Consider the following 26,840-nt stretch of genomic DNA (forward strand, 5'->3'; position numbering starts at 1 on the left):
TTTCCAGTAGATACTATCTTCAGATAAAAAATATCCGCCTTAAAGGCGGATATTTTGCTATTTGACAGGGATTACGCTTCGTCAACGTTTTCTTCGTCTTCAGGTGTAGGTTCCACAATTCGAACTTTATTAATTCGATGGTTATTCACTTCTAATGGCTCAAATTCAATACCATCAATAAGGATCTTCTCACCAACAGTTGGAACACGTTGTAAATGCTCCATTAATAAGCCTGCTAAAGTTTCATACTCACGTTTTTCATCCAATTTTATTGGAATATAAAGTACTAAGTCTTCAAGTGGTGTAAAGCCATTAACAGTCCATGAACCGTCTTCATTTTGAACCAAGTCGTGGCGTGAATCGTTTTCTTCAGAACTGACTGGCAAGTTACCTGCTATGGTTTCCATTACGTCAGTTAACGTGACGATACCCTCAACTGAACCAAATTCATCTACAACAAAAGCGAAGTGAGTATGAGCACTTCGGAATTGTTCTAATGCTTGTAATAAGGATAAACCTTCAGGGAAGATCAGTGGCTGTGTTACTAACAATCGTAAGTTTAACGGCTCATTACGTAATTGTTGATTCAACAGCTGAATAACATTCACAACTCCAACAGGTTCATCACTGTGTTGTTCATCAGTAATCACTAGGCGAGAGTGAGGATCTTTTTCCAATAATTGGCGGATATCATCTTGCGTTGAATTTAAGTCTACATATTCAACATCATGGCGAGAAGTCATGATACTGTTGACATTACGTTGACTTAAACCAAGCACACGCACAATCATTTGACGTTCTTGAGGATCAAATACCTCTTCAGCATTAGAGACTAAATCGGATGTGTGATGATCTAATTCGGATGATTCAGGCTTACCATTAATAATACGTAACACGGCTTCAGCTGTTCGTTCACGTAAAGAACGAGAGGCTGATAAGAAACGGCGACGATTAAATTGTGCTAGCTGATTAAAGACTTCTATCATGATAGAGAAGCCGATCGCTGCATATAGGTAACCTTTTGGAATGGCGTAGCCAAAGCCTTCGGCAACTAATGCAAAACCAATCATCAGTAAGAAACTTAAACACAAAATCACAATGGTTGGGTGGTTATTAACGAAGTTCGTTAAAGGCTTACTTGCCAGGATCATTAAGAACATTGCGATAGTAACAGCCGCAATCATAACACCTAAATGATCAACCATACCCACTGCAGTTATTACTGAGTCAAGCGAGAATACCGCATCCAGCACGATAATTTGGGCAACAACAGACCAAAAGCTGGTTGTTTTACGTTGTTTTCCCTCATTGTGGTCTTTACCTTCTAGCCGTTCATTAAGCTCCATAGTGGCTTTGAACAGCAAGAATATCCCTCCGAGAAGCATAATTAAATCTCTTGCACTGAAAGGATGATCAAACAGTGTAATAAGAGGTTTTGTCAGAGTGATAAGCCAAGAGAGACTAAATAACAACACAACACGCATTATTAAGGCACATAATAGCCCTGTTATACGCGCTTTATCTCTTAGTTTTGCTGGGAGTTTATCTGCCAGAATAGCAATAAAAACAAGGTTATCAATACCAAGTACGATTTCGAGAACAATTAGGGTGGAAAGTCCTACCCAGATCGTCGGATCCAAGATCCATTCCATACAGTTTGTTTTACCTTCTATAAAGACGGCATATGCCGACTTGGGAATAATGAGCAATTTGGAGGAATTTTTCAATAATTTATTATCAATAGAAGGGTAATAATTTCATTTTGTATAAAAGATTGTGATACCAATTACATCAATAACTACCACCAAGTGAGAGAGTGAGTTACTATGTGATCAGGTTAACAAATTGTCAGTACATTGATACTGGCAGGTTTATTTTCAGACGGGAGTTATTTTCATGTCAAAACAGCAAATCGGCGTGGTTGGTATGGCAGTAATGGGACGTAACCTAGCGCTAAATATTGAAAGCCGCGGTTATTCTGTCTCTATCTACAACCGCTCAAGCGATAAAACTAATGAAGTTATCGCTGAAAATCCAGGTAAAAAACTGGTTCCGAATTATTCTATTGAAGAGTTTGTTGATTCGTTAGAAAAACCGCGCCGTATCTTATTAATGGTAAAAGCGGGTGAAGCAACGGATAAAACAATTGCTGCATTGACACCGCATTTAGATAAAGGCGATATCCTTATCGATGGCGGAAATACATTCTTTAAAGACACTATTCGTCGTAACCGTGAGTTATCAGCGCAAGGCTTTAATTTCATCGGTACAGGTGTTTCTGGCGGTGAAGAAGGTGCATTAAAAGGCCCTTCAATCATGCCTGGCGGACAAAAAGAAGCTTACGAATTAGTCGCGCCAATCCTTGAAAAAATTGCAGCTGTTGCTGAAGGCGAACCTTGTGTGACTTATATCGGTGCTGATGGCGCGGGTCACTATGTGAAAATGGTTCACAATGGCATTGAATATGGCGATATGCAATTGATCGCAGAAGCCTATTCCGTATTAAAACACTCTTTAGGTCTGACTAATGAAGAATTAGCAGAAACCTTCACTGAGTGGAATAAAGGTGAATTAAGTAGCTACTTGATTGAGATTACCGCTGATATTTTCCGTAAAAAAGATGATGAAGGTAAATACCTTGTTGATGTTATCCTTGATGAAGCTGCAAACAAAGGTACCGGTAAATGGACTAGCCAAAGCTCTTTAGACTTAGGTGTACCTGTTACTCTTATCACTGAATCTGTGTTTGCTCGTTATATCTCTTCATTAAAAGATCAACGTGTTGCGGCATCTAAAGTATTATCAGGCCCAACCCCTAAAGCATTCTCTGGCGACAAAAAAGCCTTTATTGAAAATGTTCGTCGTGCGCTGTATTTAGGTAAAATTGTTTCTTATGCGCAGGGTTTCCAACAACTGAAAGCGGCATCAGATGAATATAACTGGGATTTAAACTACGGTGAAATCGCGAAGATTTTCCGTGCGGGTTGTATCATTCGTGCGCAATTCCTGCAAAAAATTACAGATGCTTATAATGAAGATGCAAGTATTGCAAATCTGCTGTTAGCGCCTTACTTCAAACAAATCGCGGATGATTACCAACAAGCGCTACGTGATGTTGTTTGTTACGGTGTACAAGCTGGTATTCCTACACCAACATTCTCTGCAGCTATTTCTTACTACGATAGCTATCGTGCAGAAGTATTGCCAGCAAACTTAATCCAAGCACAACGTGACTACTTTGGTGCACATACGTATAAACGCACTGATAAAGATGGCGTATTCCACACAGAGTGGATGGAATAAGTAAGATTAAATATTAAGTTATATCTCGATTAATATAACAAATAAAAGGTGCTTATTAATGAGCACCTTTTTATTATCTAAATATTAAATATGATCTCAATAAATACCTGTTTAAACTTACTTTAAAACTAAGCTTAATATGCATGTTAATTAACTGAAATTCGTCTATTCTAATTATCTTTATTTCCTATGGGCAGATTTTTCTAATAGAGGTATTGCTCTTTCTTCTCCCCAGCTTTGTAGTGCAGCTAAAACGTGAGAGAGTGATTCTCCGTCTTCACTTAATTTATATTCAACTTTGGGTGGAATTTCGGCATATACTTTGCGCTCAATAAGCCCATCAGACTCAAGTTCACGTAATTGTTTAGTTAGCATTCTAGGTGTTATTGAAATAAGTTTTCTTTTTAGTTCATTAAATCGCAGTATTTTCCCCTGTAAATGGTAAAGGATCATGCCTTTTCCTTTACCTCCCATTAGCTCTAAAGAGGCTTCAACCGGGCATCCATCATAGGTATAGTTGTTATATCTGTTCTTTTTGACAGTATCCATTTGTATCCTATATACATAAATTGTGCGTACTTGCTAGATGGTAAATTATTATTAAAATAGCACAGATACAAGTGTCTTATTTGGAATAGGTGTAATAAATGAATTTATTAAAGATATTGAAAACACGTTATGCGACAAAACATTTTGATAAAAATAAAGTGATCCCTGAGCAAGAGTTAGAACAAATAAAAGCATTATTACAACTAAGCCCATCAAGTGTGAATACTCAGCCATGGCATTTTTTTATAGCAAAAAGTGATGATGCGAAGCAGAAAATTGCGGGATCAACAGAAGGCGGATATGAATTTAATAAAGAGAAAATATTAAGCGCTTCACATGTTGTGGTTATGTGTACAAAAAATACTTTATCTGAAGAATATCTCTCTCATCTACTTGAATTAGAAGATAAAGCTGGACGATATTCTACAGCAGAATTTAAAGAGCAGAATAAACTTGCCCGATCATTTTTTGTTAATTTACATGAAAAGCAACTTGATGATTTATCTCATTGGATAGAGAAACAAGTTTATTTAAATATGGGCTCTTTGTTATTAGGAGCTGCAACGTTAGGAATTGATGCTTTACCAATGGAAGGCTTTGACCTATCAAAAATAGATTCAACATTTTCTTTAAATGATAAAGGCCTCCATGCCGTGGCAATTGTTGCATTAGGCTATAGAGAAGAAGATGATTTCAACTACAATTTGCCAAAATCAAGATTGCCACAGAGTGAAATTATCACAGATATTTAAATTTTAAGTTTTTGATTTAAACCTCACTTAATAAAGTGAGGTTTTCTCGTGATATTTTGTATTTTATTAAGAAATATAAAAACTATTGTTCAGATGCTTTTATATAGTGTGTTTTTTCATTTATTTTATCTGATACTAAATCAGAATCTAGCTTGGTTTCTATTGATACATTTCCACTAAAAACATCATTCATTTTCTCTTTGTCTAATGCATTTTCCCAGCGAGCGACAACAATACAAGCGCAAGCATTACCCACAAGATTAGTTAATGCGCGACATTCTGACATAAAACGATCAATACCTAGGATCAAAGCCATACCGGCAACGGGAACGCTAGGAACAACCGATAATGTTGCGGCAAGAGTAATGAAACCAGCTCCTGTAACACCTGCTGCACCTTTTGAGCTGATCATGGCAACAAACAGTAATGTAATTTGCTCTGTTAACGACAAATCAACGCCTGTTGCTTGAGCGATAAATAATGCCGCCATGGTCATATAGATATTAGTACCATCTAAATTAAAGGAATAACCAGTAGGAATAACTAAACCAACGACTGATTTTTTACAGCCAAGTTGTTCCATTTTACTCATTAATGTGGGCAACGCAGCTTCAGATGAAGAGGTGCCTAATACCAACCAAAGCTCATCTTTTATGTATTTAATTAAAGAGAGGATAGAAAAACCATTATATTTAGCAACAGCACCTAAAACTACCAACACAAAAAGTAATGCAGTTAGATAAAAAGTAATCACCAACAACATTAAATTACCAATGGAAGAAATGCCGTATTTGCCTATAGTAAAAGCCATTGCACCAAAAGCACCAATAGGCGCTAACTTCATTAGCATACCAACCATCTTAAAAACCGGATCGCAAAGATGCTGTAAGAATTTTAATACAGGTTCACCTCGTGAGCCTATTGATGCTAATGCCAAACCAAAAATCACAGAAACAAACAGCACTTGTAAGATATTGCCGTTAACTAATGGGCTAACGATAGTATCAGGGATGATATTCATGAAAAAATCAACAAGAGAAGAGCTGTGTGCCTGAGTGACATACATTTCTACTCGGCTACTGTCTAATGACTCAGGAGAGATATTTAAACCATCACCAGGGCGAATAATATTGGCAGTGATTAATCCAATAACAAGTGCAATTGTAGAAAATGTAAGAAAGTAAATCATCGATTTACCCGCTACTTTTCCAACGGCTTTCATATTGTTCATACCAGCAATGCCGGTTACTACGGTTAGAAAAATAACAGGAGCAATGATCATTTTTACTATTTTGATAAATCCATCACCTAACGGTTTGAAAGATTCACCAATATCAGGATAAAAATGGCCTAATAAAATACCGAAAATGATAGCTATAATGACTTGGATATATAACACACGATAAAAGGGGAGCTTGCGGGATGAAGTCTGCATAAAAATTCCCTGTAACTGAAAGATATTGACTAAATAAAAAAGAAATTATGATGTAAATTATTATTTACATTTATTTTGTTGTGACAGGTAACTTAAAGGTATGAGTAAACTAGGTCAATAAAATAAAGTTGATTTTATCAAATATTGTGCTCCTCATCTAAAAAATTAGATTTTAATTCCTATTTTTGTATTTTTTTTGAAATTTATTTAACCTAAACATTAGGTTAATAAAATTATTTTTTTGTTTATTTTTATTGTGCTTATTTAATGATATGTATATTTAAATCGATTTTAAAGTGAATAAAAAAAGAGAAATGTAAATAAAAGTGGACGAGGAAAAATTAGTTTAAGAGGTAATAAGCAAATTATTTTTATTCTTAGGTTTATTATGGAAAGTATGTACCATTCACAAAATCCGTAATAAAAATAAATTCTAACCAACAAACAAAGAAAAATTCAGAAAGAATAATAAAGGCGAATATTGAGCGGAATTCTGAGATATCTCGTATTAAAATAAACAGAGAGGTATTATGATTGCAGAAAATAGAAATTTTAGTGAATATCTATTTTATTAGTTCTTTTAGTTTGTTAATAATATTATTTCTTATTTATAAATTATAAAAAAATAAGTATTTATTTGTGAAGGTAATAGATATGAAAAATAGAAGAGCACATAAGTGCTCTTCTATTGATTATAAAAAATACTTTTTATTTCACTGGAATTTTAATTGCATTATCAGATTCAATTTCAATAGCATCTAATGGAGCATCTTCAATAAATTCACTTGATGTTCTACCACTAAAGACATCATTCATTCTTTCTTTATCTAAGGCATTTTCCCAACGAGCAACCACGATGCAGGCGCAAGCATTGCCCACAAGATTGGTTAATGCACGACACTCTGACATAAAGCGGTCAATGCCTAGAATTAATGCCATACCTGCAACAGGAACACTTGGTACAACGGATAAAGTTGCAGCTAAAGTAATAAAGCCTGCACCAGTAACACCAGCAGCACCTTTTGAACTTATCATTGCGACTAAAAGCAGTGTAATTTGTTCTGTTAATGAAAGGTCGATACCAGTAGCTTGTGCAATAAATAAAGCTGCCATGGTCATATAGATGTTAGTGCCGTCTAAGTTAAAGGAATAACCTGTCGGAATAACTAAACCGACAACTGATTTTTTACAACCTACATTTTCCATTTTACGCATTAAGCTAGGTAAAGCCGCTTCTGAAGAAGATGTCCCTAATACTAACCAAAGCTCATCTTTTATATATTTAATTAAAGAGAGAATAGAGAATCCATTATATTTTGCAACAGCACCTAACACGACAAGAACGAATAATAATGAAGTTATATAGAAAGTCAGAACAAGTAATACCAAGTTACTGATTGATGAAATACCATATTTACCAATGGTAAAGGCCATTGCACCAAAAGCACCGATAGGGGCTAATTTCATTAGCATACCGACCATTTTGAATACAGGTTCAGAGAAGTTTTGTAAAAATTTAAGAACCGGTTCACCACGAGCACCGATAGACGCTAAGGCAATACCAAAGATCACAGAAACAAATAGTACTTGTAAAATATTCCCATTAACCAATGGGCTAATAACCGTATCAGGAATAATATTCATTAAGAAGCCAACAATTGAAGAGTCATGCGCTTTTGCTACATAACTTTCTACTTTGCTCGCATCTAATGAGGCTGGAGAAATATTGAGACCATCACCAGGGCGAATAATATTTGCAACAATTAAACCGATAATTAATGCAATGGTAGAGAAAGTAAGGAAGTAAGCCATGGATTTACCCGCGACTGTACCTACCGCTTTCATATTATTCATACCAGCAATACCCGTTACGACAGTTAAGAAGATAACCGGTGCGATGATCATTTTTACGATTTTAATAAAAGCATCACCAAGTGGTTTAAATGATTCACCAACGTCAGGATAGAAGTGACCAAGTAAGATGCCGAGTAAAATAGCAACAATCACTTGCACGTATAATACTTTATAAAGCGGTTGTTTTTTAGTTGAAGTTTGCATGAAAGTGTCCCTGCACCTATTGGTACATTATTTATATATTTATAAGTTAGAAAAAGACAGAGTTGTAAATAAAGTTTTACATCATTGTAATTTTATTGATGCTAACTTAAATGTACGAGTAAATCAGGTCAATAACATAAAATCTATTTAGTTAATTATTGAGTGCTGAATCGAAAAAAATAGTAAAAAAATTCTATCCCGTACATTTTTTAGTGTTAAATGTAACCGAATATGGAATTTAAGAGATAAAATCTACCTTTTAAATGATTGTTAGTATTAAATCTTGGCGAGGTTTTTGAGCAGATAATTTAAATATTGCTTTTGGCGTGTAAATCTATATATACAGTAAGAATTGATATCATGATAACAATTACCCTTAGCTGAATGATGACTAGGGTAATTGTTAAAAATAAATTAGCTCTTTTTATTACTCACTTTCTTCTTCACGAATAAAAGAAATTAATTCAGGTTGTGCAATACGTTTGTAATCTTGCGTATTAAGAATAATTGAGCGTTCCAATGTACCCGCATTAAAAGCGAGTTCATCAAAGCGTTCAAAAAGTAGCGGGTCAGCCACAAGCTTTAACGCTGGGTGAAAACTAAAGGGAGGGATAGCACCAAATACACATTGGGTAAGATCATCAACTTCCTTAGGGCTTGCCAGAGACGCTCTAGTTCCACCAATTTGATGCGCAAGTTTTGATAGATCGGCTTGTTTATCAGCGGGTAATATTGCAAGAACATGTTGTTTAATACCGTTACCTTTTATATGGCAAACAAGTCCTTTTGCTCCCTGTCCTAATTGTGTTCCTCTTATTTTTGCAACTTCTTCAGAACGACCTGCGGTAGGGTGTTCCATTACACGGTAAGTAGCATGATTTTGATCTAATAAAGCAGTCAATTGCTCAAAAATAGTCAAAGACATCAATGACTCCTGATTAATAAGTTATTTATTTAAGGTCATTATACGACTTTAAAAAAAATATTCTGCTGTGATGTTTATGGTTGGTTTTGATTATTTTGATAAGCTTTTCAAATTATTTTGTTACAAATGATAATATGTTAATAGTATTATCCTATTGAATTAATAGAGTAATTATATTACCTAAATTAATTAAGCATACTAATATGATAAATGAATTAACATTTATTCATTATCTTGATGATGATCAATTTAAGAACAAAAAGAATAGAACATATTAAAACATAGATTTAATTACTAAAAAGGAAGTCAATAATGGCAGTTTCAACATTCTATATCCCTTCTGTAAATAAAATTGGTTCGGGTTGTCTGGCTGAAGCGGTAAGCTCAATGAAAGACTTTGGCTTTCATAAAGCACTTATCGTCACTGATAGTATTTTAAATCAACTGGGTGTTGTTGATAAAGTCAGTAAGTTACTGACAGAAGCTGGTATTTCTAGCGTAACTTATGACGGTACTGCACCAAACCCTACGGTTGAAAACGTAGAAGCGGGTTTAGCTCTGCTGAAAGAAAATCAATGTGACTGTGTGATTTCTTTAGGCGGTGGTTCTCCACATGATTGCGCTAAAGGTATCGCGTTAGTGGCTTCTAATGGCGGAAAAATCGCTGATTATGAAGGTGTTGATCGTTCTGCAAAACCTCAATTACCTTTAATTTCTATTAATACTACCGCAGGTACGGCTTCTGAAATGACGCGTTTTTGTATCATCACTGATACTGCTCGTCATATTAAAATGGCTATCGTTGATAAAAACGTTACTCCAATCTTGTCTGTAAATGATTCAGAATTAATGATTGGTATGCCAAAAGGTTTAACCGCTGCAACAGGTATGGATGCATTAACCCATGCAGTGGAAGCGTATGTTTCAATTGCTGCAAACCCAATCACTGATGCGTGTGCATTAAAAGCAGTCACTATGATCAGCGAGTCTTTACGTAAAGTTGTTGATAACGGCGGTGATGAGCAAGCACGCGAAAATATGGCTTATGCACAATTCTTAGCGGGTATGGCATTTAATAACGCTTCTTTAGGTTATGTGCATGCTATGGCTCACCAATTAGGTGGCTTCTATAATTTACCTCATGGCGTGTGTAATGCAGTGTTATTACCTCATGTTCAAGCTTATAATATCCAAGCTGCCGCGGGTCGTTTAAAAGATATCGCACAAGCAATGGGTGTTGATGTTTCTGCAATGAGCGATGAGCAAGGTGCTAAAGCGTGTATCGAAGAAATTCGTAAAATGGCTAAAGATGTGGGTATTCCAGCAGGTCTGAAAGAATTAGGCGTAAAAGAAGAAGACTTCAAAACATTAGCTGAAAATGCGCTGAAAGATGCCTGTGCAATCACTAACCCTGTTCAGGGCACTGAAAGTGATGTTATCGAGTTATTCCGCCAAGCAATGTAATACTCAAGAAATAAATAACAACTAATATTTGTTATTTTATGTCTTAACTGAGTAATAAAAGCACCTCAAATTTTTCATGAGGTGCTTTTTTGTTTATGTGTTATTTTCTCGTTTGATAGCTCTAGACAGGGTTAATTAGCTAGAAATTATTCAGCTTTTTTATGGCGCTCTTGCAAGCAACCAATGACATCAGAGAGTGATAATGATTGGTCTTGTAACAATACCATTAAGTGATAGAGCAAATCAGAGGCTTCATTTCTTAGCTCTTCTCTGTCATTAACTGTGGCAGCTAATGCGGTTTCTACACCTTCTTCTCCGACTTTTTGAGCTATTCGTTTTGTACCACTGGCGTAAAGACGGGCAGTGTAAGAGCTATCTGGTGAGGCATTTTTACGCTCACGTAATATATTTTCCAGCTCATAGAGAAATCCCCATTGGCTTTGTGCAGGAGCAAAGCAACTCTCAGTGCCATTATGGCAAGTTGGTCCAATCGGATTCGCTAAAATAAGTAAAGTATCATTATCACAGTCAGGATAAATATTGACTAACTTGAGAAAATTGCCTGATGTTTCACCTTTTGTCCATAAACGTTGCTTAGTGCGAGAATAGAAAGTGACATTTCTACTTTTTAGTGTCACATCTAGCGCTTCTCTATTCATGTAGCCTAGCATTAATACATCACCTGAAATGGCATTTTGGATAATAACAGGCATGAGATTATCCACTTTTTCCCAATCTAATTGCGCTAATGTTTCACTATTCATTATATTCTTACCTTAACGTCATTTTCTGCAAGATATTGTTTTAATTCGTTAATGTTAATAATTTGTTTGTGAAAAACAGACGCTGCAAGTGCGCCATCAACATTGGCTAATTTAAAGGCATCAAGAAAGTGTGACATCTCGCCAGCACCACCAGAAGCAATAAGAGGTACATCGGCAACTTGGCGCACATGAGCTAATTGTTTTAAGTCATAACCTTGTCTGACACCATCTTGATTCATCATATTTAGGACAATTTCACCTGCGCCTAGCTTCTGAACTTCTCGTACCCAATCAAGTGTTTTCCAATGTGTTTGTTGAGTGCGTTTTTCATCCCCAGTGAATTGATAAACTAGGTATTCACCTGTTTTTTCATCAAACCAAGTATCAATGCCTACAACAACACATTGCACACCGTAACGTTCTGCTAAGCGTGAAATCAATGTTGGATCAGAAAGCGCAGGGGAGTTGATCGAAATCTTATCAGCCCCAAAAGAGAGAATTTTTCCTGCATCCTCAACGGAACGAATGCCACCAGCAACACAAAAGGGGATATCAATGACTTCAGCTACACGTGATACCCAGCTTTTATCAACAACTCGACCATCAGAAGAGGCGGTAATATCATAAAATACAAGCTCATCAGCGCCTTCTTTGGCATAGCGTTCAGCAAGAGGAACAATATCACCAATAATTTCATGATTTCGAAATTGAACACCTTTAACAACTTGTCCATCACGAACATCAAGACAAGGAATTATGCGTTTTGCCAACATGATATCGCCTCTTTTAATGTAAATTTGCCTTCTAATAATGCTCTACCAACAATAATACCAGCGACGCCAGATGCCGGAAGTGCTGCGATATCTTGTAAATTACCAATACCACCAGAAGCTTGAAATAGAATGTCAGGAAAACGTTGGCTAATTTCTGTATATAATTCAACGTTAGAGCCTGTTAATGTGCCGTCACGAGAAATATCGGTACACAACACATGTTTTAATCCGACACTTTGATAAAGTTCGATGATCTCTTCTAGGGTATAAAGGGAATTCTCTTGCCAGCCGCTCACCGCTACCCATTTTTTGCCTTGTTTATCAATACGAACATCAAGGGCTAATACAATGCTATCTGCACCATAGCGTTTAAACCAAGTTTTTACCATTTCGGGCTGACTGACCGCGGTAGAGCCAATAACAACTCTACTTGCTCCTGCATCGAGTAATGATTTCACATCAGCTTCAGTGCGAATACCTCCACCTACTTGTACTGGTATATTCACACAAGCAACAAGCGCTTTTAATAGTGAAATTTGGCGAGCAGAAGGATCTTTTGCACCCGTTAGATCTACTAAATGAAGCAGTTTTGCACCGTCTTTTTCATATTGTTGATAACGAGTCAGCGGATTATCATCGTAATCGCGTTGTTTGGCGTAATCACCTTGATGAAGGCGAACGACTTTTCCGTCAATTAAATCTAATGCTGGAATGATCATAACGCGTTACATCTCCAAAAAATTCTTGATAAGTTGAGCTCCAGATTTTCCAGAGCGCTCTGGGTGAAATTGCACACCATAAAAATTATCTTTTTGAATTGCGCTACTAAAACGAGAGCCATATTCAGTTTCAGCAATGGTTGATCCATTTAATGCTAAACCATAACTGTGAACAAAATAGAACCAAGCATCGTTATCAAGAGAACGAAAAAGGGGATGAGCAGGTTTCGCTAATACTTGATTCCAACCCATATGAGGTAACGGTAAACCTGCTGTATCTAACTTATCAATTGTGCCATCAACTAGCCCTAATAAAGGGATACCTTTTCCTTCTTCGCTTAGTGAAGCCAATATTTGCATACCTAAACAAATCCCTAAAACAGGCTGTGTTAACGCTTTAATTAAAGGAATTAATTCGCGTGCTTCCAGTTGTTCCATTGCTGCACGAGCTGTTCCCACTCCAGGTAAAAAGAGTTTATCCGCAGATAGCACAACGTTTTTTTCATAGGAAATAATAGGATCATAACCGAGTCGCTTAACGGCATAAGCGACAGAGGCTAAATTGGCACAACCTGTATCGAGAATAACCACTTTCATCACAGAACACCTTTTGAGCTTGGTAAAGTATTACCTTCAACACGAATGGCTTGGCGTAATGTACGACCAAAGACTTTAAATAAGCTTTCCGCTTTGTGGTGATCGTTTTTGCCTTTCGATTTTAGGTGTAATGTGCAACCCATGGTGTAAGAGAGTGAACGGAAAAAGTGTTCTATCATTTCCGTACTTAGATCACCGACACGTTGATATTTAAATTCTGCTTTGTATTCAAGGTGTGGGCGACCTGAAATATCTAATGCACAGCTTGCAAGGCATTCATCCATCGGTAATGTAAAACCAAAGCGAGCAATGCCGCGTTTATCACCCAATGCTTCACGCAGGGCTTCACCTAAAGCAAGACCCGTGTCTTCAACGGTGTGGTGATCGTCAATCACTAAGTCGCCTTGTACGTCGATATTCATACGAAAACCACCGTGAGTGGCAATTTGATCAAGCATATGGTCAAAGAAACCAACACCAGTGCTGATTTGGCTGTCACCTTCACGATCAAGCCAGATATCAATAGCAATTTGCGTCTCTTTTGTTTTACGTTCAACGTGAGCGTAGCGATCTTTTTTGGTGAGTTGTTCTGTGATGACCGTCCAATTAAGCTCATTTGTATTATAAAGTAAGCCTTTAATACCCATATTTTCAGCTAACTGAATATCTGTTTGTCTATCACCAATAACGTAGCTGTTATCTTTATCGAGTGCGCCATCAACTAAGTATTGTGTTACAAGCCCTGTTTCAGGTTTGCGACAAGGGCAGTTATCTTCAGGTTTATGAGGACAAATTAAAACATCATCAAAGGTTATTCCTTGTGATGAGAAAATTTGCATCATCAAATTATGTGGAGGGTCAAAATCCGCCTGAGGAAAACTTTCTGTGCCTAATCCATCTTGATTAGTGATCATAATAAGCTTGTAACCGGCCTTTTGTAGCGCGGTCAGTGCGGGGATCACGCCATTTTCAAAGGCGAGTTTATCGAGTCTATCAACTTGATAATCTGTAGGTGGCTCGGTGATTAAAGTGCCATCACGGTCAATAAAAAGAATTTTTTGGCTCATGGTAAGTTCCCTCAGTTGCGATTTTTATTGTTATCGTTTTATATTTTATACGTTTGCAGTTTGAATGTTTTTTATGGCATTAATCACGCTATCACATTCTTCGGTTGTACCGATAGAAATACGCAAGCAACCATTAAGCCCATATTGGCGTTGTTGATCGCGTAAAATGATCCCTTGCTCCCATAAAGTACGGAAAACCAGATTAGCATCAGTGAATTTCACTAAAATATAGTTGGTTTCACTGTTATAAACCTGTTCGACATTCGGTAATTTTTTTAATGCATCAGATAAAACCGTTCTGTTACGTGATATTTCAGTAACACGATTTTTCATCACGTCAATACCCGCTTCAGTTAATGCTTGTGCTGCAATGTCGGTAACAGGTGTTGACAGTGGATATGGTGCGATCACTTTTAGTAATAATTCAATGACAGGTGGATTGGCAAGCGTAAATCCACAGCGTAATCCTGCTAATGCAAATGCTTTCGATAAGGTGCGCAAAATGACTAAATTCGGATAATCTTCAAGCCATGAAACAATGGATGCTTGTGGACAGAATTCTATATAAGCTTCATCAACTGCAACTATAGCTTTGCCTTTAGCAAGTTCTAATACATCACGAATAAGTGAAGGGTTAACAATGTTTCCAGTTGGGTTATTAGGGCTACAAAGATAGATCAGTTTTACATTATCAAGCTGTGATGCCATCGTTTTAACATCGGGACTCCAATCAGCGAGTGCAGGAATAACACGTTGTTCTATACCAAATGTTTCTGCACTTACGCTATACATGCCGTAAGTAGGAGGACAATAAAGCACTGCATCTTTACCCGGTTCGCAAAAAGCACGAATAAGCAGTTCAATGGCTTCATCTGCACCACGGCTGACTAAGACTTGATTTGGATTAACACCCGCATATGTGGCATAACGATTAATGACATTAACAGGCTGACACTCAGGGTAACGGTTTAAATTTTTTTCATTAAAAGTAAATTCGGGTGCAACAGGGTATTCGTTTGCATTTAACCAAACCGAACCATTCCCGCCTAAACGTCTTGCAGACTGATAAGGCGTTAACTCACGTACATTTTTTCGGGCAAGTGAGGTGATATCAAATTCATTTTTCATCGTTATTTTTCCCCTGAGCCAAAGCATTAATACGAAGTGTGACCGCATTTTTGTGAGCGGTTAATTGTTCAGCTTGCGCTAATATTTCAATAGTTTGTGCTAAATCAGATAAACCTTGTGCCGTGAGTTTTTGTACAGTCATACGTTTCATAAAGTCAGCTAAACCTAAACTTGAGTAGGTTGAGGTATAGCCATAAGTCGGTAGAACATGATTAGTGCCTGAAGCATAATCTCCCGCTGATTCAGGAGACCAAGCACCAAGAAAAACAGAACCGGCACTGGTAATGCTATCAACACGTGTATCAGCATCATTAGTTTGAATAATCAAGTGCTCAGGACCATAACTATTGCTGATTTCAATACATTGGTTAAGATCGCGAGTAATAATGACTCTACTTTCAGCTAAAGCTTGTTTGGCAATTTCAGCTCGGCTTAATTGAGTAAGTTGTGTTTCAGTTTCAGCAATAACTGCTTTGGCTAATGTTTCATCTGGGGTTAATAACACAACTTGTGAATCAGGGCCGTGCTCTGCTTGCGACAGTAAGTCAGCAGCAATAAATGCAGGATTTGCATTGGCATCAGCAATCACCAATACTTCTGAAGGGCCTGCTGGCATATCAATAGCTGCACCTTGTAGTGATTGGCTGACTTGGCGTTTGGCTTCGGTAACATAAGCATTACCGGGGCCAAAGATTTTATCTACTTTAGGGATAGACTCTGTACCAAACGCCATTGCCGCAATCGCCTGCGCACCACCGACTTGGAAAATTTCATCAATACCAATTTGTTGAGCAATATATAAAATTTCATCAGCAATAGGAGGGGGAGAGCAAAGAATAACTTTGCGACAACCTGCAATACGCGCTGGGATACCTAACATCATTACGGTTGAAAGTAATGGAGCCGAACCACCAGGAATATAAAGTCCTACTGCATCAATGGGTCTGCTTACTTGTTGACAAAATACGCCAGGCTGAGTTTCTACTTCAATAGTGTTAGGAATTTGAGCTTCATGAAAACGGCGAATATTATTCATCGCCTGTGCTATTGCTTGTTTTATTTCGTTATTAAGTCTTGTTGTGGCTTCATCAATTTGCGTTTTTGGCACCAAAACACTTTCCGGCGCTGCCTTATCGAATTTTTGGCTAAGTGCTTTAAGCGCTTTATCCCCATCATTGCGTACCTGTGAAATGATGCTAGCAACTTGTTCTGTAATTGAACCGGATGCTGAAATAGCAGGGCGAGTTAATAGCACTTGTTGCTGTTCTTGCGTGCATTCATTCCAGTAAGTTAATGTATTAAAACCCGTTTTCATCATTTCACCTTATTCCATCATTTTTTCAATTGGTAAAACAAGAATTGAACTTGCACCTAATGCTTTTAGTTTTTCCATTGTTTCCCAGAATAGGGTTTCACTGCTGACCATGTGCATTGCAACGCGATTCTGGTCACCCGCAAGAGGCAGAATAGTTGGTCTTTCAGCACCAGGAAGTAACGCAATGACATCTTCGAGGCAATCACTTGGTGCGTGTAACATAATGTATTTTGATTCTCGAGCTTGGATAACGCCTTGAATACGCGTCAGTAAACGGTCGATAAGGGCTTGTTTGTCGGTTTCCATTTCCCCGTCGCGTTGGATCAAACACGCTTTTGAACGATAAATAACTTCAACTTCTTTTAAACCGTTAGCTTCTAATGTTGCACCAGTAGAAACTAAGTCACAGATAGAGTCAGCAAGACCTGCACGAGGAGCGACTTCAACAGAACCATTTAATAGGCATGATTTAAACTTGATACCTTTTTGGTCTAAATAACGTTTTAGTAGATTGGGGTAAGAGGTGGCAATGCGTGTATTATCTAGGCATTCAGCACCTTGATAGTTAAAATCGACAGGGGTTGCAAGAGATAAACGGCAACCACCAAAATCAAGACGTCGTAGTGTGAGATAACTTGGGTTTTCGCCTTGTGCTCGGCGTTTTAATAGCTCTTCTTCTAATACGTTTTCTCCAATAATTCCTAAATCAACCACACCGTCCATCACCAGACCTGGAATATCGTCATCTCTTACACGTAAAATATCGATTGGCATATTTTCCGCATAAGCGATCAGACGTTGTTGGTTTAAGTTAATTTTGATGCCACAACGTGCTAAAAGGGCACGAGACTCATCACTTAAACGACCTGATTTTTGCATTGCTATTCTTAATCTTGTTTTGTCTAACATAATATTACCCTGTCCTTGTCTTAATTTTTTGTTTGAAAATTAGCTATAAAAAAACCCCGGAAGTTGCCTTCCGGGGTTTTTATTGTTTGTCTGCATTCAGACCACCGGAAGCGTTTCTTAAACGTCTTCCAGCACTCATCGCCTGAAAGACTAGTCAGGATGATGGTGATGATGGTGGTTTAGTTGAATGCTATACATAATTATTTTCCTAGCTAATTACACTATTTGTTATTTGATGTGCTCGTTACTATTAATTTGTATGTATATAGTAACCAACATTCAGAATTTGTCTGCCTTTCAACCTACATGATTTGCAAAGTGAAAAGCAACCTATTTTTTAATAATAATTTAATTATTTTGTAACCTTTTGTTTTTAATGCTATTTTAATATTTCTCTTATTTACTTAATGTCGCAAGTGAGCGAGTATATAGGGGTATGCTAAAAATTAACGAAATATAAGTAGTATTTATATGTAATGGCGAAATGAAAATTTTATAGCATACTTTAACTAAGCCATTTAAGTAGGGGAGCAAAATGAAACGAATAACCATCGTTGGATTAGGTTGGTTAGGTTTACCACTTGCCGCTGCGTTGCGTGATGCAGGTTATCAAGTTAAAGGGACTAAAACCACCGAAGATGGCGTAGAAGCAGCAAGAATGAGTGGCGTTGATTGCTGTTTAGTGAATTTAACACCCGCAATTGAATGTGATAGAGATGATTTTGATTACTTAATGGAAACTGACGTACTGATCATCACGTTGCCACCAAGTGCCGCTGGTGGCGGTTATGATTATGTTGAAGCTATTCAAACGTTAGTGGATAGTGCAATGTCTCGCCATGTTACAAGAGTGATTTACATTAGCTCTACTTCTGTATATGGCAATCAAACAGGTAATATCACAGAAGAAATGGATATTCGACCAGAAACACAATCGGCAAAAATGTTAGCTGAAGTTGAAAACTGGTTACATCGTTTACCGTTAACCACTGTTGATATTCTTCGATTAGCTGGGTTAGTTGGCCCCGGTCGTCATGCCGGACGTTTTTTATCGGGTAAAAAACAAGTAAAAGGCGCGCATCAGTGTGTCAATTTAGTTCATTTAGATGATGTGATTTTTGCGGTTGAACAACTGCTTGCACAAAATGAAGGCGGCCATTTATATAATTTATGTGCCCCAATTCATCCTAAAAAGAAAGATTTTTACTCAAGAGTATCCTCTCAACTTGATCTTATTCCCCCTGAATTTGCAGATGAAGAGAAGCCGTTAATACGGGAAATTGACGGTCAGGAGATCTGTCGAGATCTTGGATTCCATTATCATTATCCAGATCCCGACAAAATGCCAATGAATTAACTTATAGGTAGTAACACGACATCACGGAAAATAGATCTTTCACTTAATTGTGCAAACCAGCGCTCAATATGTGGGAAGTGAGGTCTATCTTTACAAACCTCGAGCCATGGATAAACCAGTGGCGCGATAGCGATATCAGCAAGAGAGATTTCATCTCCAGCAAAATAAGTTGTTTTTGCCAGTTGGTTATCTGCAATTTTGATCAGTTTGTTAAGCTTTTCTTTTAATGCTTCAACAAGCTCGGGGTTCTGTTGCTCTTTAGGTGTGCGAACAATCATTATCATCATTTGTTGAATAGGTGAAAATAGGCTGCCATTTGACCAATCCATCCATTTTTCTACATTTACTCGTTGTTTAGGATCAATTGGATAGAGTGCGTTATTCTCATGTTTTGAGCATAAATAACGAATAATGGTATTAGACTCCCATAAAACAAAGTCATCATCTTGTAATGTTGGGATAGAAGCGTTGGGATTCATTGCTAAATAATTTGCTTCATTGAGTCCACCAAATGGACCACCAACATCAATTTGCTCATAAGGTACGTTTAACTCCTTTAAGCACCAAAGAACTTTTTTAACGTTAGATGAGTTTTTTCTACCCCAGACTTTTAACATAAAGGTCTCCTAAACCACGATAAGTAATAAAATTTCCCTCTATAGGGCGTTAAACATGAATATAAGATAAATCTCTATATATCAATGTTGGCGTCTTATTCCAGAAAGCCATATAGTAGGAAAGCTTTAACAAATTGATATAAAAGGGTGATCGGTAATGAAAAAAAATATTCCATCTGTTCTGGGTAAGGTTACCGCGGGAATGGGTTTACTGCTAATTATTTCTAGTCCTTCATTTGCGGTAAATAATCCTGTACCTCCTCAAATAGAGGCAAAATCTTATGTATTAATGGATTACAATAGCGGAAAAATTCTGGCATCGGAGAAACCTGATGAGCGTTTAGATCCTGCAAGTCTGACAAAAATCATGAGTAGCTATGTGGTTGGACAAGCCATCAAAGAAGGGCGGATGTCGCCAGACGATATGGTGATTGTAGGGCGCAATGCATGGGCAACAGGTAATCCGGTATTAAAAGGTTCATCATTGATGTTCTTGAAACCGGGTGATCAGGTCAAAGTTATTGATTTAAATCGAGGTATGGTCATTCAATCAGGTAATGATGCTAGTATCGCATTAGCTGAACATGTTGCGGGTAGTCAGGAAACCTTTGTGGATTTAATGAACTCCTATGCCAAAAATCTAGGTTTAACCAATACACATTTTAAAACAGTCCATGGATTAGATTCTGACGGGCAATATACAACAGCGCAAGATATGGCACTGTTAACAGCGGCTATGATCCGTGATGTACCATCAGAATACGAAATACATAAAGAAAAAGAATTCACATTCAACAATATTCGCCAGCCAAACCGCAATCGTTTATTGTGGAATAAGAATATGAATGTTGATGGCGTGAAAACTGGTCACACGAATGGTGCTGGATATAACCTTGTATCTTCAGCAACTGAAGGTGATATGCGCTTAATTGCGGTTGTTTTAGGAACTCCATCAGATAAAGTCCGTTTTGCTGAAAGTGAAAAATTATTAGGTTGGGGTTTCCGCTTTTTTGAAACGGTAACACCAGTTAAAGAAAATACACCACTAACAACACAAAAAGTATGGTATGGCGATAAAGGTGAAGTGGCTTTAGGTGTAGCTAATGATGCTTCAATCACTATTCCTAAAGGTGAACTGAAAAATTTAAAAGCCTCGTTTACTTTAACCAATCCAGTATTAGAAGCACCTTTAACGCAAAATCAGGTTGTGGGTACAGTTAACTTTTTATTAAACGATGAAGTCATTGAACAACGTCCTTTAGTGGTAAAAGAAGCGGTTGAAGAAGGTGGTTTCTTTAGTCGTATCTGGGATTTTGTGGTTAAAACAGTATCTGGCTGGTTTAACGCTATTTTTGGTTAATTTATCAATAATAGTTTTATCAACGCGTTACTGAGATTTCACCCATAAAGAAAGACTCGTTGTTGTTTTTTTACAAAAAATCCGTAATTGAAATACGATTACGGATTTTTTTGTATTTAATGAAATAAAGAGATTGCACACTTTAGCGTTTATATAAGTCCATCAATCTTCCCTTGATTATCAACATTTACGGCAATGGCCGCTGGTGTTTTCGGTAATCCAGGCATAGTGGTAATAGAGCCTGTCAACACAACAACAAAACCGGCACCTGCTGAAACATACACTTCACGCACATTTATCGTAAAATCAGTAGGGCGACCTAATAACGCGGGATTATCTGAGAGTGAATATTGTGTTTTTGCCATACATACAGGGAAATGGCCGAACCCCATATTTTCTATTTTTTCCAACATATTGCGAGCATGTTGGCTATAGGTCACACTATTTGCTCCATAGATCTCTTTTGCGACAGTATTAATTTTTTCATTAAGCGAGGCATTATCAGGATAAATTAATTGAAATTGGCTATGCTCATTTTCAAGTGTATCAATGATTTGATTTGCTAATTCAATACCGCCTGCGCCTCCTTTTTCCCACACTTTTGTAATTGCAAATCGACAATCTCTATCTAGACAAAATTGCTCTATAAACTGATGTTCTGCAATACTATCAGTAACATAGGCATTAAGTGAGATAATCACAGGTAAGCCATATTTTTTTAGGTTTTCAATATGTTTTTCTAGATTGACAATTCCTTTTTCAAGCGCAACTAAATCTTCATTATTCCATTCGCCTTTACCTAAACCACCGTTATATTTTAGTGCTTTTGTCGTCACAACAATCACTGCACAATCTGGACGTAACCCACTCATTCGGCATTTTATATCAAAGAATTTTTCAGCACCTAAATCAGCACCAAAACCAGCTTCCGTAATAGTGATATCAGCAAGTTGAAGGGCTAATTTTGTTGCTCTCACACTATTGCAACCATGAGCAATATTAGCGAATGGACCACCATGAATAATTGCAGGCGTATTTTCGAGTGTTTGCACTAGATTAGGGTTAATAGCATCTTTTAACAAACTGGCCATTGCGCCAACAGCTTGTAAATCGTTGGCAGTGACAGGGTTGCCATTGTAAGAATAAGCAACAATGATCTGAGAAAGCCTTTGCTTTAAATCTTGAATATCCTCAGCTAAACATAGAATTGACATAATTTCAGAAGCAACAGTAATAACAAAGTTATCTTCTCTTGTAATACCGTCTTTTTCGCCACCCAATCCCACAACAATATTTCGTAAAGCGCGATCGTTCATATCCATACAACGTTTAAACACGATTTGCTTGGGATCGATATTTAAAGGATTACCCTGATAGATGGAGTTATCAAGCATGGCGGCCAGTAAATTGTTTGCTGACGTAATCGCATGAAAATCGCCAGTAAAATGAAGATTAAGATCTTCCATTGGTACAACTTGAGAATAACCCCCCCCTGCAGCTCCCCCTTTAATACCAAAACAAGGGCCTAATGAGGGTTCGCGTAACGCGATAATGGCACTTTTTCCAATATGGTTAAGGGCTTGACCTAATCCAACGGTGACTGTTGTTTTACCTTCGCCTGCGGGGGTAGGATTAATTGCTGTGACTAAAACGAGTTTTCCTGTTTTTTTTGTAGCAACTTTAGACCAAATGCTGTGGCTAAATTTAGCTTTGTATTTGCCATAAAACTCGATATCATCTTGATCAATATTTAAATTTTTAGCAATATCTTGAATTGGTAAGAGGTGTGCTTCTTGGGAGATTTGAATATCTGATTTCATTTTAGTTCTCTTTTTTATCCCGTTTCTGATGTCTCTAGTGATCTCTACTCATCAACTGTAGCCAAGGATCTAAATAAGGCCAATGGATTGATTAAGTTGTAATTATTTTCTATTCGATAACGTGTTTATCGTCACACCCTTTAAATAATTTTTGTAACAGACTCCTGTCTTTGACATTTTGCTACTTATATTGAGTGATATTTCTGTTTTCAATATTGAGTTTTCTTCTACACGTATTTTAACTAAGGATGATAATTTAATCTCATCCCAAAAAGATATTCAAAAAGAAGAGCATCATCCTTGATTTTAGATAAGAATAAAAAAGGCGCTGATATCAGCGCCTTATCCATTATAAATATCTATATTTCGGACTCTTAAGTTTAGTCACATGAAATTTTAATAGCTAATCCACCTTGAGAGGTTTCACGATACTTAGCATTAATGTCTTTACCAGTTTCGTACATTGTTTCAATGACTTTATCTAAACAAATACGAGGGTCGCTGACACGACGTAAAGCCATACGAGATGAGTTTACTGCTTGTACGGCTGCGATAGCATTACGTTCAATACAAGGTACTTGTACTTGTCCTGCAACTGGGTCGCAGGTAAGCCCTAAGTTATGCTCCATCGCAATTTCCGCAGCAATACAAACTTGCTCTGGGCTACCGCCTAAAAGCTCAGTTAATGCACCCGCTGCCATTGAACAAGCAACACCCACTTCGCCTTGGCAACCTACTTCAGCGCCAGAGATAGATGCATTCATTTTGTAAAGAGAACCAATAACACCTGCGACTAAGAAAAAGCGAGTGTAAGAATTTTCATTTACAGGACGAATGAATTTATCGTAGTAAGAAAGTACGGCAGGGATAATGCCACATGCTCCGTTTGTCGGTGCTGTTACAACACGTCCACCAGCCGCATTTTCTTCATTGACGGCAAGGGCAAACATATTGATCCAGTCAACAACAGTCATAGGATCGGTTGTGGTTTTATCTTCTGTTACTAACATACGGCGTAATGCAGAGGCACGGCGCGGTACACGTAATGGCCCTGGTAATAAGCCTTCGGTATTAACACCACGCTCAATACCGGACTTCATCACTTCCCATACGGCACCGAGATGAGCAGAAATTTCTTCTTTACTGCGCAATGCTAATTCGTTTTGCATCACTAATGCAGATAAAGAGAGGCCTGTTTCTTTACAGTGGCGACGTAAATCAGCCGCATATTGATAAGGATAAGGGACTTGAACCGTATTTTCTTCAGGTTGACCAAAATGCTCTTCATCAACAATAAAACCACCGCCAATAGAATAATAGGTTTTTTTCAATAGAACCTGTTCACCATTATAAGCGGTGATGGACATACCATTCTCATGGAGGGGTAAATTGCTTTTATGAAAATTCATACCACCATCAACAGGGAAATCTACTTCTTTAATGCCATTTGCTAGCATTAAGCGACCGGTTGTTTCCACTTGTTTAATGAATGGCGTAATAGAATCTATATCTACAGTATCGGGTAAGTTTCCTGCTAATCCCATAATAATTGCCGTATCAGTGGCGTGACCTTTACCGGTTAAAGATAAAGAGCCATAAACATCAACGATAACGCGGGAAACGGAAGAGAGAAGGTTTTTTTCAGCAAGAATATCAACGAATTCTTTCCCAGCTTTCATTGGGCCTACGGTGTGTGAGCTTGAAGGACCGATACCAATTTTAAAAATATCAAAGACGCTAACCATAATATTCGCCTCCCTAATTAATTAAAGGCGCAACTGTGTGATTATTAGAGTGATAAGTGTCAGTTTTGAAGTCTAAATCTGTAATGGCTACTTCCTTTTACGAAAGTAGCCATTAGATGCCTTATTAGCCCATGAAAGAGTTAATTAAGCTATAGAAAACTGCTGAGATTGCGATAAGACCCATGATTACAACGAATACGTTGCTGATATGGCCTTCGTATTTCTTCATCGCTGGTACTTTACGGATTGCATACATAGGCATCAGGAACAGTAACATTGCGATAATTGGACCACCTAATGTTTCAATCATACCTAAAATGCTTGGGTTTAATGTTGCAACGATCCACGTTGTAACCAACATAAACAGTGCAGTGATTTTGTTTAAACGATCTTTTTCGATTGTTTTACCTTTTTCACGCAGTGATTTGATGATTAAACCGTTGAAACCTTCACGAGCACCTAAGTAGTGACCTAAGAAAGATTTAGTGATCGCAACGAAAGCAATAAATGGAGCAATATAAGCAATAACGGGTGCTTCAAAATGGTTAGCTAGGTAAGACAGGATACTAATGTTCTGTGCTTTTGCTTCTGCTAAGTTTTCTGGTGTTAAGCTAAATACACAGCTAAACACGAAGAACATAACAGTGATAACCATCATAATGTGAGCATAAGCTAAAATGCGTGAACATTTTTTCTCAGCGTTTTCACCGTATTCTTCTCGTTTTGCAACAGCAAATGCAGAGATAATAGGCGAGTGGTTGAAAGAGAACACCATAACTGGGATAGCTAACCATAGTGTGACTAACAGACCTTGACCCATACCTGATGTTGTTGCGTGATCAAAAGAGAGTGTATCAAGGATAGCACTATTCCACTCAGGAATAAGATACAGCGCTAAAACCATCAATACTGCAACAAATGGGAACACTAGTACGCTCATTGCTTTAACGATAGCTTGTTCACCAAAACGAATAATCGACATGATACCAAGGATAAGTACCAGTGATAAAATTGCACGAGGTGGTGCAGACATGTGCATTTGGTTCACAATAAAGCTTTCTACTGTATTGGTGATAGCAACACTATAAACCAATAAAATAGGATAAATAGCAAAGAAATAGAGCAGAGTAATCAGTTTACCTGCTGTTTTACCAAAGTGTTCTTCAACAACTTCAGTGATATCTTCACCTGGATTTTTACCTGATAACACAAAGCGAGCCATACCGCGGTGTGCAAAGAAGGTCATTGGGAATGCAAGAACTAACATAATCAACAGAGGAATTAATCCACCAATCCCTGCGTTGATAGGTAAAAATAGAACACCAGCACCGATAGCCGTACCGTATAAACCTAACATCCATACTGTATCTGACTTACGCCATGCTTTGTAATCACCTTGGGTGTTACCCGATGCGATAGAACCAGCTTTGGTTGTATCCATAATACTCTCCGAAATAACGCGGTAAAAAAATAATGAATAAAAATAAGTGTGCGATTTTATTTCTTATCAGAAACAATCACGACATAAATTTAATTATGAATAAATGAGTGCATTGAGTACCTGGTGTTATCTCAATATCTTCAATTACCACATACTAAAATCTTTAAATTTCAAAAGAATTAGACTCTTCTAAAATTTGAAAAAATATTCGATAAGTTTATATCCAGACTTAAGAGGTGCAGAATATAGTGTTTTTCAGGATAAACTACCGTGATCACCATCTCAAATGCTAAATATAACTGAAAAACCTAAAAATGTAACATTTTTTATATTTTGTGTTTTCAGAGGGGGTTTTTAAAACATTTTGAAATACTTTTCCATTTTTTATTGGTATTAAAAATAAATCTAAATACCTAAATGTTTATATGTTAATGATTAAATTCAGGCTTTTTTATTTCTTATGAAATAAATGATTTAAATCAATTGAGTTATTTTTGTTCACAATTAAAACATTATATTAACCTCATACATTATTGATATATAAGAATTAATTATTTTATTTTATTTGTGTATAAAACTAGACAAAAGAATATAAAAATAAGGGAATACGATTATTTATTAATGATTTTACTTTATTCTATGAAATAAATATAACAATAATTCAATCATAAGTAGAATATTGTTTATTATTACGGCAATAAATTTGTTAATAAATGAGTTTGATACATTACTATATAGCGAA

The 26,840-nt window shown here is 37.1% G+C and carries 22 protein-coding genes and 1 other annotated feature; of the genes, 5 read left to right on the top strand and 17 right to left on the bottom strand.

Going from position 1 to position 26,840, the window contains the following annotated elements:
- Nucleotides 1-71 precede the first annotated feature (71 nt).
- Nucleotides 72-1,652 carry a TerC family protein gene (locus tag GTH24_RS05835; protein WP_072069722.1) on the bottom strand — a complete coding sequence of 527 codons (1,581 nt, stop codon included), beginning with the start codon at nt 1,650-1,652 and terminating at the stop codon, nt 72-74.
- A 244-nt stretch (nt 1,653-1,896) separates the two neighbouring features.
- Between GTH24_RS05835 and gndA the strand changes: the two genes are divergently transcribed.
- Complete coding sequence (gndA, locus tag GTH24_RS05840) at nt 1,897-3,303, top strand: NADP-dependent phosphogluconate dehydrogenase (RefSeq protein WP_023581264.1); 1,407 nt, start codon at nt 1,897-1,899, stop codon at nt 3,301-3,303.
- Between the two features lie 180 nt (nt 3,304-3,483).
- Here gndA and GTH24_RS05845 read toward each other — a convergent pair whose 3' ends face one another.
- Nucleotides 3,484-3,852, bottom strand: a complete 369-nt coding sequence (locus GTH24_RS05845; RefSeq protein ID WP_072069721.1) for a winged helix-turn-helix transcriptional regulator — start codon at nt 3,850-3,852, stop codon at nt 3,484-3,486.
- Between the two features lie 98 nt (nt 3,853-3,950).
- Here GTH24_RS05845 and nfsB point away from each other — a divergent pair, with 98 nt between their 5' ends.
- Nucleotides 3,951-4,604, top strand: a complete 654-nt coding sequence (nfsB, locus tag GTH24_RS05850) for an oxygen-insensitive NAD(P)H nitroreductase (protein WP_164526062.1) — start codon at nt 3,951-3,953, stop codon at nt 4,602-4,604.
- Nucleotides 4,605-4,686: 82 nt separating this feature from the next.
- On the opposite strand, the gene GTH24_RS05855 is transcribed toward nfsB, so the two are convergent.
- The 3 genes from GTH24_RS05855 to GTH24_RS05865 form a co-directional block, all read right to left on the bottom strand.
- A complete protein-coding gene (locus GTH24_RS05855) occupies nt 4,687-6,039 on the bottom strand; it encodes a dicarboxylate/amino acid:cation symporter (RefSeq protein WP_072069719.1) in 1,353 nt (450 codons plus the stop codon).
- 708 nt (nt 6,040-6,747) lie between these two features.
- Complete coding sequence (locus GTH24_RS05860) at nt 6,748-8,097, bottom strand: dicarboxylate/amino acid:cation symporter (protein WP_072069718.1); 1,350 nt, start codon at nt 8,095-8,097, stop codon at nt 6,748-6,750.
- A 427-nt stretch (nt 8,098-8,524) separates the two neighbouring features.
- Nucleotides 8,525-9,022 carry a YbaK/prolyl-tRNA synthetase associated domain-containing protein gene (locus GTH24_RS05865; RefSeq protein WP_072069717.1) on the bottom strand — a complete coding sequence of 166 codons (498 nt, stop codon included), beginning with the start codon at nt 9,020-9,022 and terminating at the stop codon, nt 8,525-8,527.
- Between the two features lie 312 nt (nt 9,023-9,334).
- Here GTH24_RS05865 and yiaY point away from each other — a divergent pair, with 312 nt between their 5' ends.
- Entirely contained in the window at nt 9,335-10,486 is a 1,152-nt protein-coding gene (yiaY, locus tag GTH24_RS05870) for an L-threonine dehydrogenase (protein ID WP_072069716.1), read from the top strand.
- A 146-nt stretch (nt 10,487-10,632) separates the two neighbouring features.
- Here the strand turns inward: yiaY and hisIE are convergent, their stop codons facing one another.
- The 8 genes from hisIE to hisG are packed head-to-tail and all read right to left on the bottom strand — an operon-like array spanning nt 10,633 to nt 17,758.
- Entirely contained in the window at nt 10,633-11,250 is a 618-nt protein-coding gene (gene hisIE, locus GTH24_RS05875; RefSeq protein WP_082151811.1) for a bifunctional phosphoribosyl-AMP cyclohydrolase/phosphoribosyl-ATP diphosphatase HisIE, read from the bottom strand.
- Nucleotides 11,250-12,023, bottom strand: coding sequence for an imidazole glycerol phosphate synthase subunit HisF (gene hisF, locus GTH24_RS05880; RefSeq protein ID WP_072069714.1), 774 nt, complete (start codon nt 12,021-12,023; stop codon nt 11,250-11,252). The genes hisIE and hisF overlap by 1 nt, the downstream gene beginning before the upstream one ends.
- Complete coding sequence (gene hisA, locus GTH24_RS05885) at nt 12,005-12,742, bottom strand: 1-(5-phosphoribosyl)-5-[(5-phosphoribosylamino)methylideneamino]imidazole-4-carboxamide isomerase (RefSeq protein WP_072069713.1); 738 nt, start codon at nt 12,740-12,742, stop codon at nt 12,005-12,007. The genes hisF and hisA overlap by 19 nt, the downstream gene beginning before the upstream one ends.
- 6 nt (nt 12,743-12,748) lie before the next feature.
- A complete protein-coding gene (gene hisH / locus GTH24_RS05890; RefSeq protein ID WP_072069712.1) occupies nt 12,749-13,339 on the bottom strand; it encodes an imidazole glycerol phosphate synthase subunit HisH in 591 nt (196 codons plus the stop codon).
- On the bottom strand, nt 13,339-14,406 hold the full coding sequence (hisB, locus tag GTH24_RS05895; protein ID WP_072069711.1) for a bifunctional histidinol-phosphatase/imidazoleglycerol-phosphate dehydratase HisB: 1,068 nt from the start codon (nt 14,404-14,406) through the stop codon (nt 13,339-13,341). The genes hisH and hisB overlap by 1 nt, the downstream gene beginning before the upstream one ends.
- 45 nt (nt 14,407-14,451) lie before the next feature.
- Nucleotides 14,452-15,534, bottom strand: a complete 1,083-nt coding sequence (gene hisC / locus GTH24_RS05900; RefSeq protein WP_072069710.1) for a histidinol-phosphate transaminase — start codon at nt 15,532-15,534, stop codon at nt 14,452-14,454.
- Complete coding sequence (gene hisD, locus GTH24_RS05905; RefSeq protein WP_072069709.1) at nt 15,524-16,852, bottom strand: histidinol dehydrogenase; 1,329 nt, start codon at nt 16,850-16,852, stop codon at nt 15,524-15,526. Before hisD ends, hisC begins: the two co-directional genes overlap by 11 nt.
- A gap of 6 nt (nt 16,853-16,858) precedes the next feature.
- On the bottom strand, nt 16,859-17,758 hold the full coding sequence (gene hisG, locus GTH24_RS05910) for an ATP phosphoribosyltransferase (protein WP_072069708.1): 900 nt from the start codon (nt 17,756-17,758) through the stop codon (nt 16,859-16,861).
- A gap of 44 nt (nt 17,759-17,802) precedes the next feature.
- Nucleotides 17,803-17,933 (bottom strand) — a sequence feature (His leader region).
- Nucleotides 17,934-18,293: 360 nt separating this feature from the next.
- On the opposite strand from hisG, the gene GTH24_RS05915 reads away from it, so the two are divergent.
- Nucleotides 18,294-19,115 carry an SDR family oxidoreductase gene (locus GTH24_RS05915; RefSeq protein WP_072069707.1) on the top strand — a complete coding sequence of 274 codons (822 nt, stop codon included), beginning with the start codon at nt 18,294-18,296 and terminating at the stop codon, nt 19,113-19,115.
- On the opposite strand, the gene GTH24_RS05920 is transcribed toward GTH24_RS05915, so the two are convergent.
- On the bottom strand, nt 19,112-19,732 hold the full coding sequence (locus tag GTH24_RS05920; protein WP_164526063.1) for a glutathione S-transferase family protein: 621 nt from the start codon (nt 19,730-19,732) through the stop codon (nt 19,112-19,114). The two genes, GTH24_RS05915 and GTH24_RS05920, sit on opposite strands and share 4 nt — an antisense overlap.
- Before the next feature lie 157 nt (nt 19,733-19,889).
- Here GTH24_RS05920 and GTH24_RS05925 point away from each other — a divergent pair, with 157 nt between their 5' ends.
- Nucleotides 19,890-21,092 carry a serine hydrolase gene (locus GTH24_RS05925; RefSeq protein WP_072069705.1) on the top strand — a complete coding sequence of 401 codons (1,203 nt, stop codon included), beginning with the start codon at nt 19,890-19,892 and terminating at the stop codon, nt 21,090-21,092.
- Between the two features lie 149 nt (nt 21,093-21,241).
- Here the strand turns inward: GTH24_RS05925 and GTH24_RS05930 are convergent, their stop codons facing one another.
- From GTH24_RS05930 to GTH24_RS05940, 3 genes are all read right to left on the bottom strand, one after another.
- Nucleotides 21,242-22,912: a formate--tetrahydrofolate ligase gene (locus GTH24_RS05930; RefSeq protein ID WP_164526064.1), complete on the bottom strand. Its 1,671-nt coding sequence runs from the start codon at nt 22,910-22,912 to the stop codon at nt 21,242-21,244.
- A gap of 380 nt (nt 22,913-23,292) precedes the next feature.
- Entirely contained in the window at nt 23,293-24,657 is a 1,365-nt protein-coding gene (locus GTH24_RS05935; protein ID WP_164526065.1) for an L-serine ammonia-lyase, read from the bottom strand.
- A gap of 124 nt (nt 24,658-24,781) precedes the next feature.
- Nucleotides 24,782-26,098 carry an HAAAP family serine/threonine permease gene (locus GTH24_RS05940; RefSeq protein ID WP_072069703.1) on the bottom strand — a complete coding sequence of 439 codons (1,317 nt, stop codon included), beginning with the start codon at nt 26,096-26,098 and terminating at the stop codon, nt 24,782-24,784.
- Nucleotides 26,099-26,840: the final 742 nt, after the last annotated feature.

This window comes from Proteus vulgaris, assembly GCF_011045815.1.
GTDB classification, from domain to species: domain Bacteria; phylum Pseudomonadota; class Gammaproteobacteria; order Enterobacterales; family Enterobacteriaceae; genus Proteus; species Proteus vulgaris_B.

Coding starts and splice junctions, on each gene's coding strand:
- hisD (WP_072069709.1), bottom strand. CDS start 16,852: ATGATGAAAACGGGTTTTAATACATTAACTTACTGGAATGAATGCACG.
- GTH24_RS05855 (WP_072069719.1), bottom strand. CDS start 6,039: ATGCAGACTTCATCCCGCAAGCTCCCCTTTTATCGTGTGTTATATATC.
- gndA (WP_023581264.1), top strand. CDS start 1,897: ATGTCAAAACAGCAAATCGGCGTGGTTGGTATGGCAGTAATGGGACGT.
- hisF (WP_072069714.1), bottom strand. CDS start 12,023: ATGTTGGCAAAACGCATAATTCCTTGTCTTGATGTTCGTGATGGACAA.
- GTH24_RS05865 (WP_072069717.1), bottom strand. CDS start 9,022: ATGTCTTTGACTATTTTTGAGCAATTGACTGCTTTATTAGATCAAAAT.
- GTH24_RS05920 (WP_164526063.1), bottom strand. CDS start 19,732: ATGTTAAAAGTCTGGGGTAGAAAAAACTCATCTAACGTTAAAAAAGTT.
- GTH24_RS05835 (WP_072069722.1), bottom strand. CDS start 1,652: ATGGAATGGATCTTGGATCCGACGATCTGGGTAGGACTTTCCACCCTA.
- GTH24_RS05915 (WP_072069707.1), top strand. CDS start 18,294: ATGAAACGAATAACCATCGTTGGATTAGGTTGGTTAGGTTTACCACTT.
- GTH24_RS05935 (WP_164526065.1), bottom strand. CDS start 24,657: ATGGTTAGCGTCTTTGATATTTTTAAAATTGGTATCGGTCCTTCAAGC.
- hisG (WP_072069708.1), bottom strand. CDS start 17,758: ATGTTAGACAAAACAAGATTAAGAATAGCAATGCAAAAATCAGGTCGT.
- hisIE (WP_082151811.1), bottom strand. CDS start 11,250: ATGAATAGTGAAACATTAGCGCAATTAGATTGGGAAAAAGTGGATAAT.
- hisC (WP_072069710.1), bottom strand. CDS start 15,534: ATGAAAAATGAATTTGATATCACCTCACTTGCCCGAAAAAATGTACGT.
- GTH24_RS05930 (WP_164526064.1), bottom strand. CDS start 22,912: ATGAAATCAGATATTCAAATCTCCCAAGAAGCACACCTCTTACCAATT.
- nfsB (WP_164526062.1), top strand. CDS start 3,951: ATGAATTTATTAAAGATATTGAAAACACGTTATGCGACAAAACATTTT.
- yiaY (WP_072069716.1), top strand. CDS start 9,335: ATGGCAGTTTCAACATTCTATATCCCTTCTGTAAATAAAATTGGTTCG.
- GTH24_RS05845 (WP_072069721.1), bottom strand. CDS start 3,852: ATGGATACTGTCAAAAAGAACAGATATAACAACTATACCTATGATGGA.
- GTH24_RS05940 (WP_072069703.1), bottom strand. CDS start 26,098: ATGGATACAACCAAAGCTGGTTCTATCGCATCGGGTAACACCCAAGGT.
- hisH (WP_072069712.1), bottom strand. CDS start 13,339: ATGAAAGTGGTTATTCTCGATACAGGTTGTGCCAATTTAGCCTCTGTC.
- GTH24_RS05925 (WP_072069705.1), top strand. CDS start 19,890: ATGAAAAAAAATATTCCATCTGTTCTGGGTAAGGTTACCGCGGGAATG.
- GTH24_RS05860 (WP_072069718.1), bottom strand. CDS start 8,097: ATGCAAACTTCAACTAAAAAACAACCGCTTTATAAAGTATTATACGTG.
- hisA (WP_072069713.1), bottom strand. CDS start 12,742: ATGATCATTCCAGCATTAGATTTAATTGACGGAAAAGTCGTTCGCCTT.
- hisB (WP_072069711.1), bottom strand. CDS start 14,406: ATGAGCCAAAAAATTCTTTTTATTGACCGTGATGGCACTTTAATCACC.